This window comes from Lentihominibacter faecis, from assembly GCF_014306095.1.
GTDB classification, from domain to species: domain Bacteria; phylum Bacillota; class Clostridia; order Peptostreptococcales; family Anaerovoracaceae; genus Lentihominibacter; species Lentihominibacter faecis.
Genome location: NZ_JACRWC010000114.1, coordinates 1 through 14,179, shown reverse-complemented (window position 1 = coordinate 14,179; position 14,179 = coordinate 1). Strand labels below are relative to the sequence as shown.

Annotated in this window: 15 protein-coding genes; 12 read left to right on the top strand and 3 right to left on the bottom strand. The window is 47.0% G+C overall.

Translation table 11 applies throughout. The annotated features are described in order from the left end of the window. Together H8876_RS09800 and H8876_RS09795 are read left to right on the top strand one after the other, a co-directional pair. On the top strand, positions 1 to 1,489 hold a 1,489-nt coding region (locus tag H8876_RS09800), incomplete at its 5' end, for an ATP-binding protein (protein WP_249287594.1). 123 nt (positions 1,490 to 1,612) lie between these two features. Further along, a complete protein-coding gene (locus H8876_RS09795; protein WP_177264884.1) occupies positions 1,613 to 1,819 on the top strand; it encodes a hypothetical protein in 207 nt (68 codons plus the stop codon). A 128-nt stretch (positions 1,820 to 1,947) separates the two neighbouring features. On the opposite strand, the gene H8876_RS09790 is transcribed toward H8876_RS09795, so the two are convergent. Then, the gene (locus tag H8876_RS09790; RefSeq protein ID WP_249287593.1) at positions 1,948 to 2,502 is read right to left on the bottom strand and encodes a metallophosphoesterase; all 555 of its coding nucleotides are present in this window, start codon (positions 2,500 to 2,502) and stop codon (positions 1,948 to 1,950) included. Between the two features lie 97 nt (positions 2,503 to 2,599). Here H8876_RS09790 and H8876_RS09785 point away from each other — a divergent pair, with 97 nt between their 5' ends. Beyond that, the gene (locus tag H8876_RS09785) at positions 2,600 to 3,025 is read left to right on the top strand and encodes a GTP 3',8-cyclase MoaA family protein (protein ID WP_249287592.1); all 426 of its coding nucleotides are present in this window, start codon (positions 2,600 to 2,602) and stop codon (positions 3,023 to 3,025) included. Between the two features lie 16 nt (positions 3,026 to 3,041). Beyond that, positions 3,042 to 3,785, top strand: coding sequence for a Fic family protein (locus H8876_RS09780; RefSeq protein ID WP_249287591.1), 744 nt, complete (start codon positions 3,042 to 3,044; stop codon positions 3,783 to 3,785). A 139-nt stretch (positions 3,786 to 3,924) separates the two neighbouring features. On the opposite strand, the gene argH is transcribed toward H8876_RS09780, so the two are convergent. Both argH and H8876_RS09770 read right to left on the bottom strand, forming a co-directional pair. Further along, the gene (gene argH / locus H8876_RS09775) at positions 3,925 to 5,289 is read right to left on the bottom strand and encodes an argininosuccinate lyase (RefSeq protein ID WP_249287590.1); all 1,365 of its coding nucleotides are present in this window, start codon (positions 5,287 to 5,289) and stop codon (positions 3,925 to 3,927) included. Beyond that, positions 5,240 to 6,508: an argininosuccinate synthase gene (locus tag H8876_RS09770; RefSeq protein ID WP_177264690.1), complete on the bottom strand. Its 1,269-nt coding sequence runs from the start codon at positions 6,506 to 6,508 to the stop codon at positions 5,240 to 5,242. The genes argH and H8876_RS09770 overlap by 50 nt, the downstream gene beginning before the upstream one ends. A gap of 228 nt (positions 6,509 to 6,736) precedes the next feature. Between H8876_RS09770 and H8876_RS09765 the strand changes: the two genes are divergently transcribed. The 8 genes from H8876_RS09765 to H8876_RS09730 form a co-directional block, all read left to right on the top strand. Beyond that, complete coding sequence (locus H8876_RS09765; protein ID WP_249287589.1) at positions 6,737 to 8,035, top strand: AI-2E family transporter; 1,299 nt, start codon at positions 6,737 to 6,739, stop codon at positions 8,033 to 8,035. Further along, complete coding sequence (murB, locus tag H8876_RS09760) at positions 8,001 to 8,918, top strand: UDP-N-acetylmuramate dehydrogenase (protein ID WP_249287588.1); 918 nt, start codon at positions 8,001 to 8,003, stop codon at positions 8,916 to 8,918. Before H8876_RS09765 ends, murB begins: the two co-directional genes overlap by 35 nt. After that, entirely contained in the window at positions 8,905 to 9,666 is a 762-nt protein-coding gene (locus tag H8876_RS09755) for a PHP domain-containing protein (protein ID WP_249287587.1), read from the top strand. The genes murB and H8876_RS09755 overlap by 14 nt, the downstream gene beginning before the upstream one ends. Beyond that, the gene (gene rapZ / locus H8876_RS09750; protein WP_249287586.1) at positions 9,663 to 10,508 is read left to right on the top strand and encodes an RNase adapter RapZ; all 846 of its coding nucleotides are present in this window, start codon (positions 9,663 to 9,665) and stop codon (positions 10,506 to 10,508) included. The genes H8876_RS09755 and rapZ overlap by 4 nt, the downstream gene beginning before the upstream one ends. Positions 10,509 to 10,526: 18 nt before the next feature. Continuing rightward, positions 10,527 to 11,486 (top strand): DNA-binding protein WhiA, encoded by a 960-nt coding sequence (gene whiA, locus H8876_RS09745; protein ID WP_249287585.1) that lies wholly within the window; start codon positions 10,527 to 10,529, stop codon positions 11,484 to 11,486. Between the two features lie 32 nt (positions 11,487 to 11,518). Next, positions 11,519 to 11,938, top strand: coding sequence for an acyl-CoA thioesterase (locus tag H8876_RS09740; protein ID WP_249287584.1), 420 nt, complete (start codon positions 11,519 to 11,521; stop codon positions 11,936 to 11,938). Beyond that, positions 11,938 to 13,473, top strand: coding sequence for a 23S rRNA (uracil(1939)-C(5))-methyltransferase RlmD (gene rlmD, locus H8876_RS09735; RefSeq protein WP_249287583.1), 1,536 nt, complete (start codon positions 11,938 to 11,940; stop codon positions 13,471 to 13,473). Before H8876_RS09740 ends, rlmD begins: the two co-directional genes overlap by 1 nt. A 199-nt stretch (positions 13,474 to 13,672) precedes the next feature. Next, a partial coding sequence (locus H8876_RS09730) for a response regulator transcription factor (RefSeq protein ID WP_249287582.1) occupies positions 13,673 to 14,179 on the top strand: 507 nt, incomplete at its 3' end.

Here is a 14,179-nt window from a genome sequence, read left to right as displayed (position 1 = left end):
AGAGACAGGCTGTGTGCAGGGCGTATGGGCTATCAAGGATCTTGGATATGAAGCTATTATCATGAACAACAACCCGGAAACCGTAAGTACCGACTTTGATACATCTGACAAGCTGTACTTCGAGTCTCTCAACATCGATGACGTTATGAACGTTATCAAAAGAGAGCGTCCTTACGGCGTGATCCTGCAGTTTGGAGGACAGACTTCACTGAATCTGGCAGAAAAGCTCAACAGCCGGAGCATCAATATTTTAGGAACTGCATATCATAATATCGACCTGGCAGAAGACCGTGAAAAGTTCTGCGAATTACTGGAATCTCTTCACATCGCAGTGCCGGAAGGCCTTGCCGTTACCAACGAAGAAGAAGCTTTTGAAGCAGTAAGACGACTGGGTTATCCTCTGGTAGTGCGTCCTTCCTATGTTATTGGCGGACGTGCGATGCAGGTCGTGTATAACGATACAGAACTGACACGTTATCTGAAGGAGGCAGTGTCGCTTTCTACGGAGCATCCGGTGCTCATCGACCAGTACATCCAGGGTAAGGAAATCGAAGTCGATGCTATTGCGGACGGCGAGGACATCCTGATCCCGGGAATCATGGAACACATCGAGCGGGCGGGCGTCCACTCCGGCGACAGTATTTCCGTATATCCGGACTACTCCCTCTCCGAAGATGTGGAAGCAACTTTAGTAGATTATACAAAGCGTATTGCAAAGGCTCTTAACGTAGTGGGGTTGGTAAACATCCAGTACGCTTACGATGGAAACAAGATCTATGTGATCGAAGTAAATCCGCGTGCATCTCGTACTGTACCGATTCTCAGCAAAGTAACCCGCGTGCCGATGGTAAAACTGGCCGTTGCAGCTATGCTGGGACACAAGCTTTCGGAAAGCGACTACGGTACAGGTCTTTACAAGAGAAGCGAAGAATATGCGGTCAAGGTTCCGGTATTCTCCAGTGCTAAGCTGACGGATATGGATATAGCCCTGGGACCTGAAATGAAGTCTACGGGTGAGGTGCTGGGTATCGATAAAGAACTGGATAAGGCGCTTTACAAGGGGTTCCTTGGAGCAGGCATGAATATTCCGACAGAGGGAAATATCTTCGTTACTCTGAAGGATTCCGAGCAGAACCAGTATACTGCTGACATACTCAGCGACTACATAGATGCGGGATTCAAAATGTATGTAACGGACAATACCATGGACTTCTTCAAGGCACACGATCTTCCGGCTGAGGAGATGGATTACGATACGGCACAGAAGTGGATCATGAATCACAGCACCGACAGCGAAGAAAAGCTGGCTATGGTCATCAATCTGCCGACTGTGGCAAACCGTAAAAATACGGACAGCTTCCCGGTAAGAAGAAAAGCTATTGAACGTGGTATTTCTGTTATGACATGTATGGATACAGCGTGGGCATTCCTGAAAGCGATCCGACTGAAACAGAATGATACGAAGCTGGAATACAAGGCTCTGGACTGATCTGAAATCCTGGATCAGAAATAAATTTGATTTTTTTCTGGAAATCAACACATTTTTTTGATATGATGAACAGGTACAGAAGGTGCAGGTAAGAAAGAATAACGTCGAAAGGTTGTATCTATAATGTTAATACTTATTTTAGGTCTGATATTCGGGATCGTACTTTTGATTCTGGTAGGCAGAAGTGTAAAAAAGAATAGTCGGGAACGTCTTCGTTATGGTGACAGACTGATCAAGATCACAGAGATCATCAAGATCCTGCTGCTGTTTGTGACAGCATTATATGTAATCGCGTTTATTATCGTGATCATCAAGACCTGGATGGTGTAAAAGATCCATAAGAAGATAAAACGGACAGCGACCATTGTCGATAAGGGACAGGTGCTGTCCGTTTTTTACGTTTTTATAGAGATCACAATGAGCCTTCTGCAAAGATCTCTGCCGGGCAGAAATGCATGCTAGAATCTGTCGCTGTAGTTGAGGATGCTGCGGATATAACCTGCCCTCGGCCTGTTTTTATTACCGCTGCCCATAATGGTGGAATAATAGACGATGGACGCCTCGAAACTGTCCGGTGAGGTGCGGACGATAGCATAGGATCCATCGCTGTCATCCCTTGGCTGCGAGAGGCTGCCGGGGTTGACCAGGTAGATGCCGTCTTCCTCCGTGACCAGTGCTTTGTGAGTATGGCCGAAGAAAACGGCCTTGCAATTTTCCTCCATCGCTTTGTAATACAGATTGTCCAGACGGTAGTTGACGTGCTGTATATGACCATGGGTCAGCAGGATCCGTCCGTAGTCGGTCTCGATGATCTCGAAGTCGTCTGCACTGTAGCTGCCGTCACAGTTGCCCTTGACTGCTACGACAGGAATGCCGAATTCCCGTTCCAGCGCACGCCCGTCCTCCAGGTGATCTCCTGTATGCGCAATAAGATCCAGATTGGTCAGTTTCGGGAAGATTTCCCGTATTTTGTTCAGTTGTCCATGTGTGTCACCGATTACTAAAATTTTCATAAATATAGTGTATCACAAACAAGTATCATTGACTAGCTTAGATTTTTTAGGTACAATAAATTGTATATGAATAATTAAGAAAGATTTGGTCGAAGCGATGGATAATAATAAAAATATATATGTAACGGATGGTCAGGATCTGGCCGAAAAAGTCGAAGAACTGGTAGAATCGGGCGTTACAGATGTTACCGTCAACGTGAACACATTGAACTATACTCGATACCAGAAATCCCATGACGGACTGGAGCTGCACCCTGTCATTGACGGGATCAACAAGGCGGTGGGAAAGAAGCTGCATATCCGTCTGGCTGTCGGTCTGCAAGAGGGATTCAGTGATGATGAGATCCTGGATTTTTTACAGCTGACATTCCAGCATAAATACGATATCGTGTTTATGCCTACGATGCCGTATGAGAAGATCAAGGCTAAAATGCCTGCACTGCGAGAGACGGAGCAGGAGTTCGAAGATGTTGAAATGTATAAGTATCCCGGTTCTGTAGGTCGGATCGGATTCTTAAAGTAACAGGAGAAGAAGTTATATGCAGGAAAAGCTTTACAGTATGAAAAAAGAACTGGCAGAGCTTCTCGGTCGGGACCGGCTTTTGAAATCTGCCGTAAAAGAAGTGAATAAACTGGATATGATCAAGGCTTCTATGGTAATTCGCAATCCTCATCATGAAACGATCGATATCGACAGGATTTTAGGAGGGGAGCTGAAGAAGGATCTGGCACTTGGAGATTATGTGTTTATTGAGAATTTCTGTAAACTGGTGAAACTGGCTGACAACTGTCTGGATATGGGAAATTATATTGATAAAAACTTTCTTATCAGTGCCTATCGGACGCTGGCTGATGATTCGGATGGATATTTTCGAAAGAGTAATCCGGTGGTGTACACGTTCAATCATGTGCCGGTTCATTCTCTGGATATAGAGGAAAAGCTGGATGATGCCATGCGCCGGGTATATCGCCCGGAGGCTGGAAATAATGTGGTTTTAAAGGCAATGTATATCCACAACAAGCTGATCGATATTTATCCGTTCCCAGAGTTCAACGGAGAGATCGCAGTGTTTGCTCTGAACTATTATTTGATGGAAAACGGGTTTACTCCGATCAATATGCCGGTAAAACGGGAGCAGTACTGCACGATGGTGGCAGACTGTCTGAAAGGTCAGAACCAGGAAGTCTTCTATAATTTCCTGATGCAGGCGGTGTACGACAAGATGGAAGGAACCATCGACGCATGCATTGAGTATCTGAAGAACAACCAGCCGGCGGAGTAAGGAACTGCTGAGTGTCAAAGATGCTGATAAGTGAATAGTGAGTAGAAAAAGCCCCATGAGTTTCCGGCGTAATCCGCAGCAAAGCGAGGATATCGCCAAAGACCCATGGGGCTTTTATTACTGATTGTTTAATTTTTCGCTACTGCTTCTCAATATCCTCTAACTGCTTTTTTACGCTTGCAAAGGAAGTGGATCCTTTTGATTTCTTAGCTTTGATGCAGTTTCTGATATCGATTTTTTCGTAAATGTCTTCCTCAAAGGCAGGGGAGAAGGATTTGAATTCATCCATGGTCATCTCTTCGATAGCGATGCCTTTGTTGATACAGTGAAGGACGATCTTGCCGATGATCTCATGACAGTCACGGAATGGGATCCCTTTGGAAACCAGATAGTCAGCTGCATCGGTAGCGTTCATATAACCATACTTTGCAGCACTTTCCATATTATCCTTTTTTACTTCCATAGTCAGAATCATTTCCCGGAAAATATTCAGTGAAGCTTTCAGTGTGTCAGCTGCATCGAATACTGGGATCTTGTCTTCCTGCAAGTCCTTGTTATATGCCAGAGGCAGACCTTTGCAGATGGTCAAAAGGCTCATCAGATCACCGTATACACGGCCGGATTTGCCGCGGATCAGTTCCGCCATATCCGGATTCTTTTTCTGTGGCATGATGCTGCTTCCGGTGGAGAAGGAATCGTCGATCTCCACGAAACTGAATTCCACAGAACTCCACAGGATCAGCTCTTCGCAGAACCGGGACAGATGCATCATCGTTACAGCGCAGCAGTTGATGAATTCAATGGCGAAATCTCTGTCGGCTACGGCATCCATTCCATTGGGAAGAACGCTTGCAAAGCCAAGTTCTTTTGCCAGAAAATCACGGTCTGTATCGTAGGTCGTTCCTGCCAGTGCTCCACTCCCCAGAGGGAGTCTGTCCACGCGTTTTAAGCAGTCTGCGAATCTTTCGCGGTCGCGAGAGAACATCTGGTAGTAGGCCAGCAGATGGTAAGCCAGTGTGACAGGCTGCGCTCTCTGCAAATGTGTATAGCCCGGCATTACCGTATCGGTGTGCTCTTTTGCAAGTTTTGCAAGAGCATCGAGAAGCTGACCGAGAATGTGGTCAGTTTCTGCGATTTCTTTTTTTAGATACAGCCGGATATCGACTGCGATCTGGTCGTTTCTGCTTCGTGCAGTATGGAGTTTTTTGCCTGCGTCGCCGATCCTTTCGGTAAGGATGCTTTCGATATTCATATGGATATCTTCTGATTCGATGGTAAATTCCACCTTGCCGGCTTCAATGTCGGCGAGGATCTCCTTGAGGGTCTTGACGATCAGATCTGCATCTTCCTGCGGGATGATACCCTGTTTGGCCAGCATTTTCGCATGAGCGATGCTGCCGGTGATATCCTCTTTATACAGTCTCTGGTCAAATTCTATGGATGCGTTAAACTCATCAGCGGATGAAGTCGCCGCCTTTGAGAACCTTCCTTTCCAAAGCTTCATGTTCTTTTGCTCCTCCTTCAACAGTCTGTTTCTGAATAGCACGGATCTTGAGTGGCAGGGAGAAGAGGTTGATGAATCCTTCTGCATCCTGCTGGTTGTATACTTCGTCCTTGCTGAATGTTGCGAATTCTTCGCTGTACAGGGAGTACGGGGATTTTCTTGCTGCCACGTAAGCAGTGCCCTTGTAAAGCTTCATCTTGACAGTACCTGTCACTTCCTTCTGTGTCACGTCTACGAAAGCGCTGATTGCTTCCCGCAGCGGAGTGTACCACAGTCCATCATAAACCAGCTCGGAGAATTTCTGTGCTACGATTCCCTTGTACTGAGTGGTGTCTCTGTCGAGGATCAGCTGTTCCAGTCCTGCATGTGCTGCAAAGAGGATGGTGCCTCCCGGAGTTTCATACACGCCTCTGGATTTCATACCTACAAGACGGTTTTCAATGATATCGATGGTGCCGACACCGTTTTTGCTGCCCAGTTCATTGAGCTTTGTAAGCAGTTCGATCGGTCCCATCTTTTCGCCATTGAGTCCTACCGGGATACCCTGTTCGAAGTCGATGTCTACGTAAGTTGGTTCGTCTGGAGCATCTTCTGGAGCAACGCTCAGTACGTGGATCGTCTTCAGGTGTTCATTCCACGGATTTTCCAGTTCACCGCCTTCGTGGCTGATGTGCCAGATGTTCTCGTCGCGGCTGTAGATTTTCTTAGTCGTCTGGCTGATCGGAATGTTGTGTTCCTTTGCATATTCAATAAGATCTTCTCTGGAGTGGAAATCCCAGAATCTCCATGGAGCGATGATCTTGATCGCCGGATTCAGAGCCTTGATCGTTGTTTCAAAACGCACCTGGTCGTTTCCTTTTCCTGTACAGCCGTGAGCGATGGTGAACGCGCCTTCTGCTTCTGCTACTTCGACCAGTTTCTTAGCCATAAGCGGTCTTGCCATGGAAGTCCCAAGCATATATTCGTTTTCATAGATTGCACCGGCTTTCAGTGTCGGCCAGATGTAGTCTGTGATGAATTCTTCTCTTAAATCAATTGTGATCGCTTTGATCGCGCCAGTTGCCAGAGCCTTCTTTTCGATTGCGTCAAAATCTTCTTTCTGACCTGCGTTGCAGCATACTGCGATCACATCATAGTCATAGTTTTCTTTCAGCCAAGTCATAATGACGGATGTGTCGAGTCCGCCGGAATAGGCCAGTACTACTTTTTCTTTTGCCATAGTCTTTTCCTCCTGAATATACATTTTTATGAATGGTTTTTTCCCATGTGTTCTTATAATATATCATAAGCAAGTTATGAATAAAAATTTATAGCATGTTATTATTATACATAAGATATGCATAAATTCAACCCTTAAACAGGAAAAAAACAAAAAATATACGAGAAATAAAAAAGGACAAGACTTTACCAGAGAATTATTGTAATATATAGGTGTAGAGGTGAAAGTATGAAACTCAATTTGGAAGAAAAAAATGTAAAATGGGGGTTGACAGCATTTCTGGTCATCCTCTGCGGCATTTTGATTTTTTTTGCTGTATATAGATTCGCTGCTGTGCAGAAACTGACAGGGCTGGTTATGGGGATCCTTGCTCCGTTTATATATGGACTGGTGATGGCATATCTGCTGTGTCCGGTATACAACTTTACGGTGCGAAACGTTTATGGGATGCTGACACGGGGCGGACGGAAGTTTCCTAAGGCACTTTCTGTTGCAAAGGGCGTAGGTACGGTAGTGGCACTGGCAGTACTCCTCACTGTTGTGACTGGAGTACTGTGGATGATCATACCGGGACTGATCGACAGTATCGTGAAGATCATCGATGTCTTGCCGGAGAGTATGAGCCGGCTGATGGAATGGGCAGATATGAAGCTGCAGAATTTCCCGGTGGCACAGTCGCGGATCGACAGCTGGATCAATCATTTTACAGAAAATGCGATCCAGTTCGTTACCGAAAAGGTACTTCCGGAATACACTACGATCGCAACCAGTGTATCAGCAGGACTGATCGGAGTACTGAATGTATTGAAAAACTTTTTTATTGCGATCATCATCTGTGCTTATTTCCTGAACAGCAAGGATCTGTTTGCGGCACAGAGTAAAAAAGTGATCGTGGCATTTTTTAGTGAACATACGGCGAAGGAGATCCTGGATGGAGCTTCCTTTACGAATAAGACCTTTGGCGGATTTATCAATGGCAAGATCATAGACTCTCTGATCATTGGGTTGCTGTGCTTCGTGTGCATGACGATTTTCGGATGGGAGTACACGCTGCTGATCAGCTGCATCGTAGGGATCACCAATATCATCCCGTTTTTCGGTCCGTTTATCGGAGCGATCCCTTCGGCATTGCTTTTGCTGATGGTGGATCCGGAGCAGTGTATGTGGTTCCTGGTGTTCATCCTGGCATTGCAGCAGTTTGACGGTAATATTCTGGGACCGAAGATCCTGGGAGACAGTACGGGGCTAGCCAGCTTCTGGGTTCTTTTCGCTGTTCTGGTGGGCGGCGGACTATTCGGATTTATAGGCATGGTCATTGGAATCCCTGTTTTTGCTATCATTTATGCTTATGCTACAAGAAGCATTAACCGCAGGCTGGAAAAACGCGGATTTTCTACGGATATTTCCGATTATATGATCGACAGCTATCGGGTGAAGAAGAAAAAGAAAAAAAGATGGAATTGGAATATGAAACGAAAAGGCGGTAGAGAGAATGGACAAAATGAAAATGAAAAAGAGACTGACTGAGAAGATAAGTGGATCGCTGATGCAGGAAGATGCTCCCATGGCGAAATTCACGTCTTTTCGGGCGGGAGGATGTGCGGATCTGCTGGTGCAGCCGCAGAATATAAAAGAGCTTCAGGATGTCCTGCAGGTATTGCAGGAAGAAGGATGCCCTCATATGGTCCTTGGAAACGGGAGCAACGTGCTGGTGAAGGATGGCGGATACCGGGGCGTGATCGTGAAACTGGGATCTGGTTTTGATCATGTGACCGTAGAAGGCAATGTGATCCGATGTGGAAGCGGAGCACTGCTTTCTGCAGTGGCGAAGGCAGCAGCGGATGCAGGACTTACCGGAATGGAATGCTTGTCCGGGATCCCCGGGAGCATCGGCGGCGCTGTGTTCATGAACGCGGGAGCATACGGCGGGGAGATCAAGGATGTGCTCCGCAAAGTTTCTGTGATCTCACAGGATGGAGCGCATCTGTCGGAGCTGGATACAGGATCACTGGATCTTGGATACCGACATAGTATTTTGCAGCAGACAGGTGACATCGTACTGGAGGCAGAATTCATGCTGCAGCCGGGCAATGAAACCGAAATCAAAGAAAAAATGGCAGAGCTGAAAGCCAGAAGAAACGAAAAACAGCCGGTGAATTATCCGAGTGCAGGAAGCTTTTTCAAGCGCCCGGAGGGATACTTTGCAGGAAAGCTGGTACAGGATGCCGACTTAAAAGGCGTCAGTGTAGGCGGAGCGGAAGTTTCTCAGCTTCACAGCGGATTTTTGATCAATAAAGGCGGTGCGACCGCTACAGATATCATCCAGCTTATGAGGATCGTACAGGCAGCTGTTATGGAACGATTCGGTGTTATGCTGGAACCGGAGGTACGGATCATTGGAGAAGAATAATATACAGACGGCAGAGGATTATGAACTGCTGTATGATTTGCATACACATACGACCTATTCCCACGGGAAAGGAAGCATAGAAGATAATGTGAGGGAAGCCTTTAACCAGGGGCTGGAATTTGTTGCGATCTCGGATCATGGGCCGGGACATTTGTTCTACGGGATCAACCGCAATGAGATCGTCAATATGCGTAATGATATTGAGCGGATGAATGTGAAGTATCCGAAGATGCACGTCAAACTGAGCGTGGAGGCCAATATCATAAAAAATGGTAACGGACTGGATCTGAGAGAAGAGGAATTTGAAGAATTTGATTTCGTTATAGCCGGATATCATTATGGGCTGTTCGGATGCAGCTGTATTCACAACTGGCTGTGGAACAAGGGGCTTAAGATCGGCGAAGAAAAGCTGCGTGAGTCTAATACGAAGATGGTCATTGACTGCCTGCGTCAAAATGATATCTCCATTTTGACACACCCGGGAGATAAGGGACCGTTTGACATCCGAGCTATCGCCGAGGTTTGTGTGGAAACAGATACGCTGATGGAAATCAATACGTGGCACGGTCATATGACCGAAGAAGAAATCAGAATAGCAGCGGAAGTGGAAGGTGTTCAGTTTATCATCAGCAGCGATGCGCACACACCGGACCGGGTCGGAGATTTTAAAGACGGTGTAGAGAGAGCGATCCGTGCCGGACTGGATCTTAACAGGATCGTCAATATTAGAAAGAAGGAGAGCAAATGAAGGCAATTATCATTACCGGATTGTCCGGAGCAGGAAAAACACAGGCGATGGACTGCTTAGAAGATATGGGCTACTACTGTATCGACAATATGCCGCCGGCACTGATCAAGAGCTTTATTGACCTGACAGCCAGCGGCAAGGGCATCGATAAGGCTGCTTTTGTTATCGATGTGCGAGGCGGCAAGCTCTTCGAGGATCTGAAGGATTCCCTGGAAGAGCTGCGAAGGGATGGTATTGAATTCAAGATCCTCTATCTGGAAGCATCTGACCGGACTTTGATCCGCAGGTACAATGAATCCCGCAGAAGTCATCCGCTTTCTGAGGGAGGCACTGTATCGGCAGGGCTGAAAAAAGAGCGGGAGATGCTGGAACTGTTGCGCAATAATGCAGATTATATCATCGATACTTCTAATATGAAGACGGCGCAGCTGTGGGCGGAAATCAAACATCTTGTGACATCCGGAGAAAACAAGAAAACCTTTATGTTCAACGTTATGTCATTCGGATATAAAAAGGGGATCCCTCTTGCGGCGGACATGGTGTTTGATATGCGTTTTATCCCCAATCCGTATTATGTAAAATCGCTTCGTCCACTGACGGGAAACAATGCCAAGGTAAGTCAGTACGTGCTGAAGCACGAAGTGACGCAGGATTTTCTCAGTAGGACACTGGAGATGATCCATATGCTGGTACCGTATTATATGAAGGAAGGCAAGTACAGTCTGACTATCTGCATTGGCTGCACCGGCGGACATCATCGCTCGGTGGCGGTAGCCAACGAGCTTTGCAGAAGGCTGAAGGAGGACGGCTGCCGGACGACGTTGGAACATAGAGATCTTTAAGAAAACAGGCGGTAAGTTATGTCTTTTGCATCAGAAACGAAAAATGAACTGGCACGAATGCTCCCGGAGAAGAAATGCTGCATGCTGGCGGATATTGCCGGCTTCATGCGACTGGCCGGGAGCATCAGACTGGTTGGCGGCGGCAGGTTCGAGATCGTCATGATGACGTCTAACCTGGCTGTCGTAAGGCATTATAAAACTTTGATCAGAAACTATTTTTCGGTAGATATAGGGATCGGAGTGGAGCAGGGAAATACCCTGGAGAAAAGCAGCAACTATATTCTTTCCATCGGACCGGAGGACCGCAGTGAACAGATCCTGAGAGAGGCCGGGATCCTGATGGTCAAGGAAGGAATGAACTTTATCAGCGATGGGATCTACGATGGGATCATCAAGACCAAATGCTGCCGGAAGTCATATCTGCGGGGAGCATTTCTGGCATCCGGTACGGTGAGCAACCCGGAAAAAGGCTATCATTTTGAGTTACATACCAGTACGGAGACTCAGGCGAGGGATCTGAGGAAGGTCCTCAACAGTTTTACGGATATCAGTCCGCGGATAGTTGCAAGAAAAAAAGGGTTCGGCGTATATCTGAAGGCACGGGAGCAGATCCGGGATGTGCTGGCGATCATGGGAGCATCCAGTCAGTTTTTTGAATTTGACAACGTGCTTATGATGAAGGATCTCATGTCCAAGACCCACAGAGAAAACAATCTGGATAATGCTAATATCGACAAAGCTCTGAGAGCGGCTGAACAGCAGATCCGATCCATCGAGAGGATCCAGCGGCAGAAAGGGCTTGCTTTTTTATCGCCTAAGCTGCAGGAGACGGCACAGGCTCGTCTCGATCATCCGGAACTTGGGATAGAAGAGCTGGGGAAGCTGATGAATCCACCGCTTTCTAAGTCGGGAGTCAATAACCGTCTCCGAAAGATCGAAGAAATCGCAAAAAAATTACCGGGAGAATCGGTGAAATAAACAAGAAAGAAATGAGAGGATCAAAACTACCAATGAAAAGATTTGAAACGAAAATAAGAGTGCAATATTATGAAACAGACAAGATGGGCATCGTGCACCATTCCAATTATGTCAGATATCTGGAAACGGCGAGGACAGAGCTGTTCCGTGATAAAGGGTATGCCTACGATGATATGGAGAAGTCCGGCATCTGGATGCCGGTGCTTTCTGTTTCTGTAGATTTTAAAACTCCGGCCGTGTACGATGAGGTTCTGATCCTGGCCTGCTGGGTGAAGAAACTTCGCGGTGCATCCATTGAACTTGAGTACGAGATACGGGGAGAAGAATCCGGGGAAGTCCACGTGACTGCCAGCAGCAGTCATGGATTCACAACGCCGGAGCTGAAACCGATCCGGCTAAAAAGAGAAGCGCCGGGTCTGTATGAAATGCTAAAGAGCCAGGAGGAAGAATAGTGGAACGTGGAGATATCGTAACGGTGCAGATCGAGGATATGAGCAGCGAAGGACAGGGGATCGGACGCGCGGACGGACTTGTTATCTTCGTGCCGCATACGGTCGTGGGTGATGTGGCAGAGGTTCGCCTTACCAAGGTGAAAAAAAGGTTCGCATTTTCACATCTTAAAGAGATCCTGAAACCTTCTGAATATCGAACGGATATAGAGCCGTGCGGCGGCATGGCAGAAGGCTGTGGCGGGTGTTCCTTCTTCCCGATGGAGTATGGTCTTCAGCTGGAAGTTAAGGAAAAGCAGATCCGGGAAAAGCTTCGGCGTCTGGCGGAGATCGAAGAGCCGCCTCTGGAACCGATCATCGGCATGGAGCCGGAGGATAACAATGGGCTGGGATGTTTCCGTTATCGTAACAAGGCGGGATTTCCGGTGAGCACCGGCGGGATCATCACCCGCAAGGGCGGGATCGTAGAAAATCTGGGAGTGCCTGCAGTGGGCTTTTATCGGGCAAGAAGTCATGAAGTCGTAGATGCTCCGGAGTGTTATCTGCAGTCGGGGGCGGCTATGGCTGCTGCAGCAGCATTGCGCCAGTTCATGATCGAAGACAATATTACAGGCTGGGATCCGAAATGGGAAAAAGGTCTGATGAAGCAGCTGATCGTTAAGACGGGGTTCCGTACAGGAGAGGTCATGGTGATCCTGACTATCAATGGGAAGGGGATCCCTAATATGCAGAAGCTGGCAGAGATGCTGGATGATGCCGTTTATGAAGCGGGATATTCTCTGGAAAGTATCGTGCTCCGTAACCTCAAGGGCGAGGACACGGTAGCAGCCGGGAAAAACGTGATACGGGATCAGATCGGGGATCTGACTTTCGAGATATCTCCGGCCAGCTTTTATCAGGTCAATCCAGTTCAGACGGAGCGGCTCTATGATAAGGTGCGGGAGTACTGCGGTTTTTCTGCAAAGGCGGATGCCTGTGATCCTTCGGCAATGCCGGAGGCTTTGCAGGAGAACGGGGAAAAGCCTGTGATCCTGGATCTTTACTGCGGCGTGGGAACGATCGGTCTTTACTGTGCCGATGAAGCGGAACAGATCATAGGGATCGAGATTGTAAAGGATGCTGTACTGGATGCCAACCGGAATGCGGTGGTCAATGGTATCGTCAATGCACGATATATTTGCGGCAAAGCAGAGGAGATCCTCCCGCTTTATGCAGGGCAGAAAAAGGACTCTGGAAGAACTGCGAACCTAAAGGAGGACGCATCGGTAAAAACCGATCCGAATCTGGCAGAAGCTATAAGCCGGGCGAGTATCGCTATTTTAGATCCACCGCGAGCAGGCTGCAGGCCGGAGCTGTTAGAAGCAGTGATCGACCTTGGCGTAGAGCGGATCGTATACGTATCCTGCGATCCTGCGACCCTGGCAAGAGATATCAAATTCCTTGGAGAGCACGGGTATGATCTGCAGGAAGCGACGCCTGTTGATATGTTTCCGCACACGGCGGAGGTGGAGACGGTTGCTCTTTTGTCCCAACTGTAACAAAAGCCGGCATGAAGGTTTCCAATCTGTATATCTCACAGGTAAAGAGAAAATGCGGAATTGAGGTTGGAAAGAATTATAATTTACCTAAAAATGAAGATAGCAGGCAACCGCAGTGTCCAGAAGATAAAGAGAGTGCAATTGTGGAGGCATTGAAGCATTTTAAGATGAATAGTTAATAAAGAGAGGTGCAGATGCTATGCCAGGTATACTCGTGGTTGAAGATGATGAAAATTTAAATCGTGGAATTACATTCTCACTGAAAAAATCCGGATATGAGGTTTTTTCAGCAGAATCAGTGAAAAAAGCGAAAAGAATTGCAAGTGATAATAATGTGGATGTTACCATTTGTGATGTGAATCTTCCGGATGGGAATGGACTGGAATTTGTAAGGTGGATGAGATGCAATTATAATACATACATTATTTGTCTTACAGCACTAGATCAGGAGATGGATCAGGTCATGGGATATGAAGCAGGGGCAGATGATTATATTACAAAGCCGTTTAGTCTTTCGGTACTTCTTTTGAAAATAGAAGCACATTTCCGCCGCAGACAGGAGAAAACGGAAGTCGGAAAGATGATTTCGGGAGATATCGTATTTATCGCAGGAGAAATGAAAGTCCTGATAAAGAGTTGTGAAATCAGTCTGACAAAAACGGAGCTGAAAATGCTGACTTTTTTTCTTCAGAATCCGAAACAGATC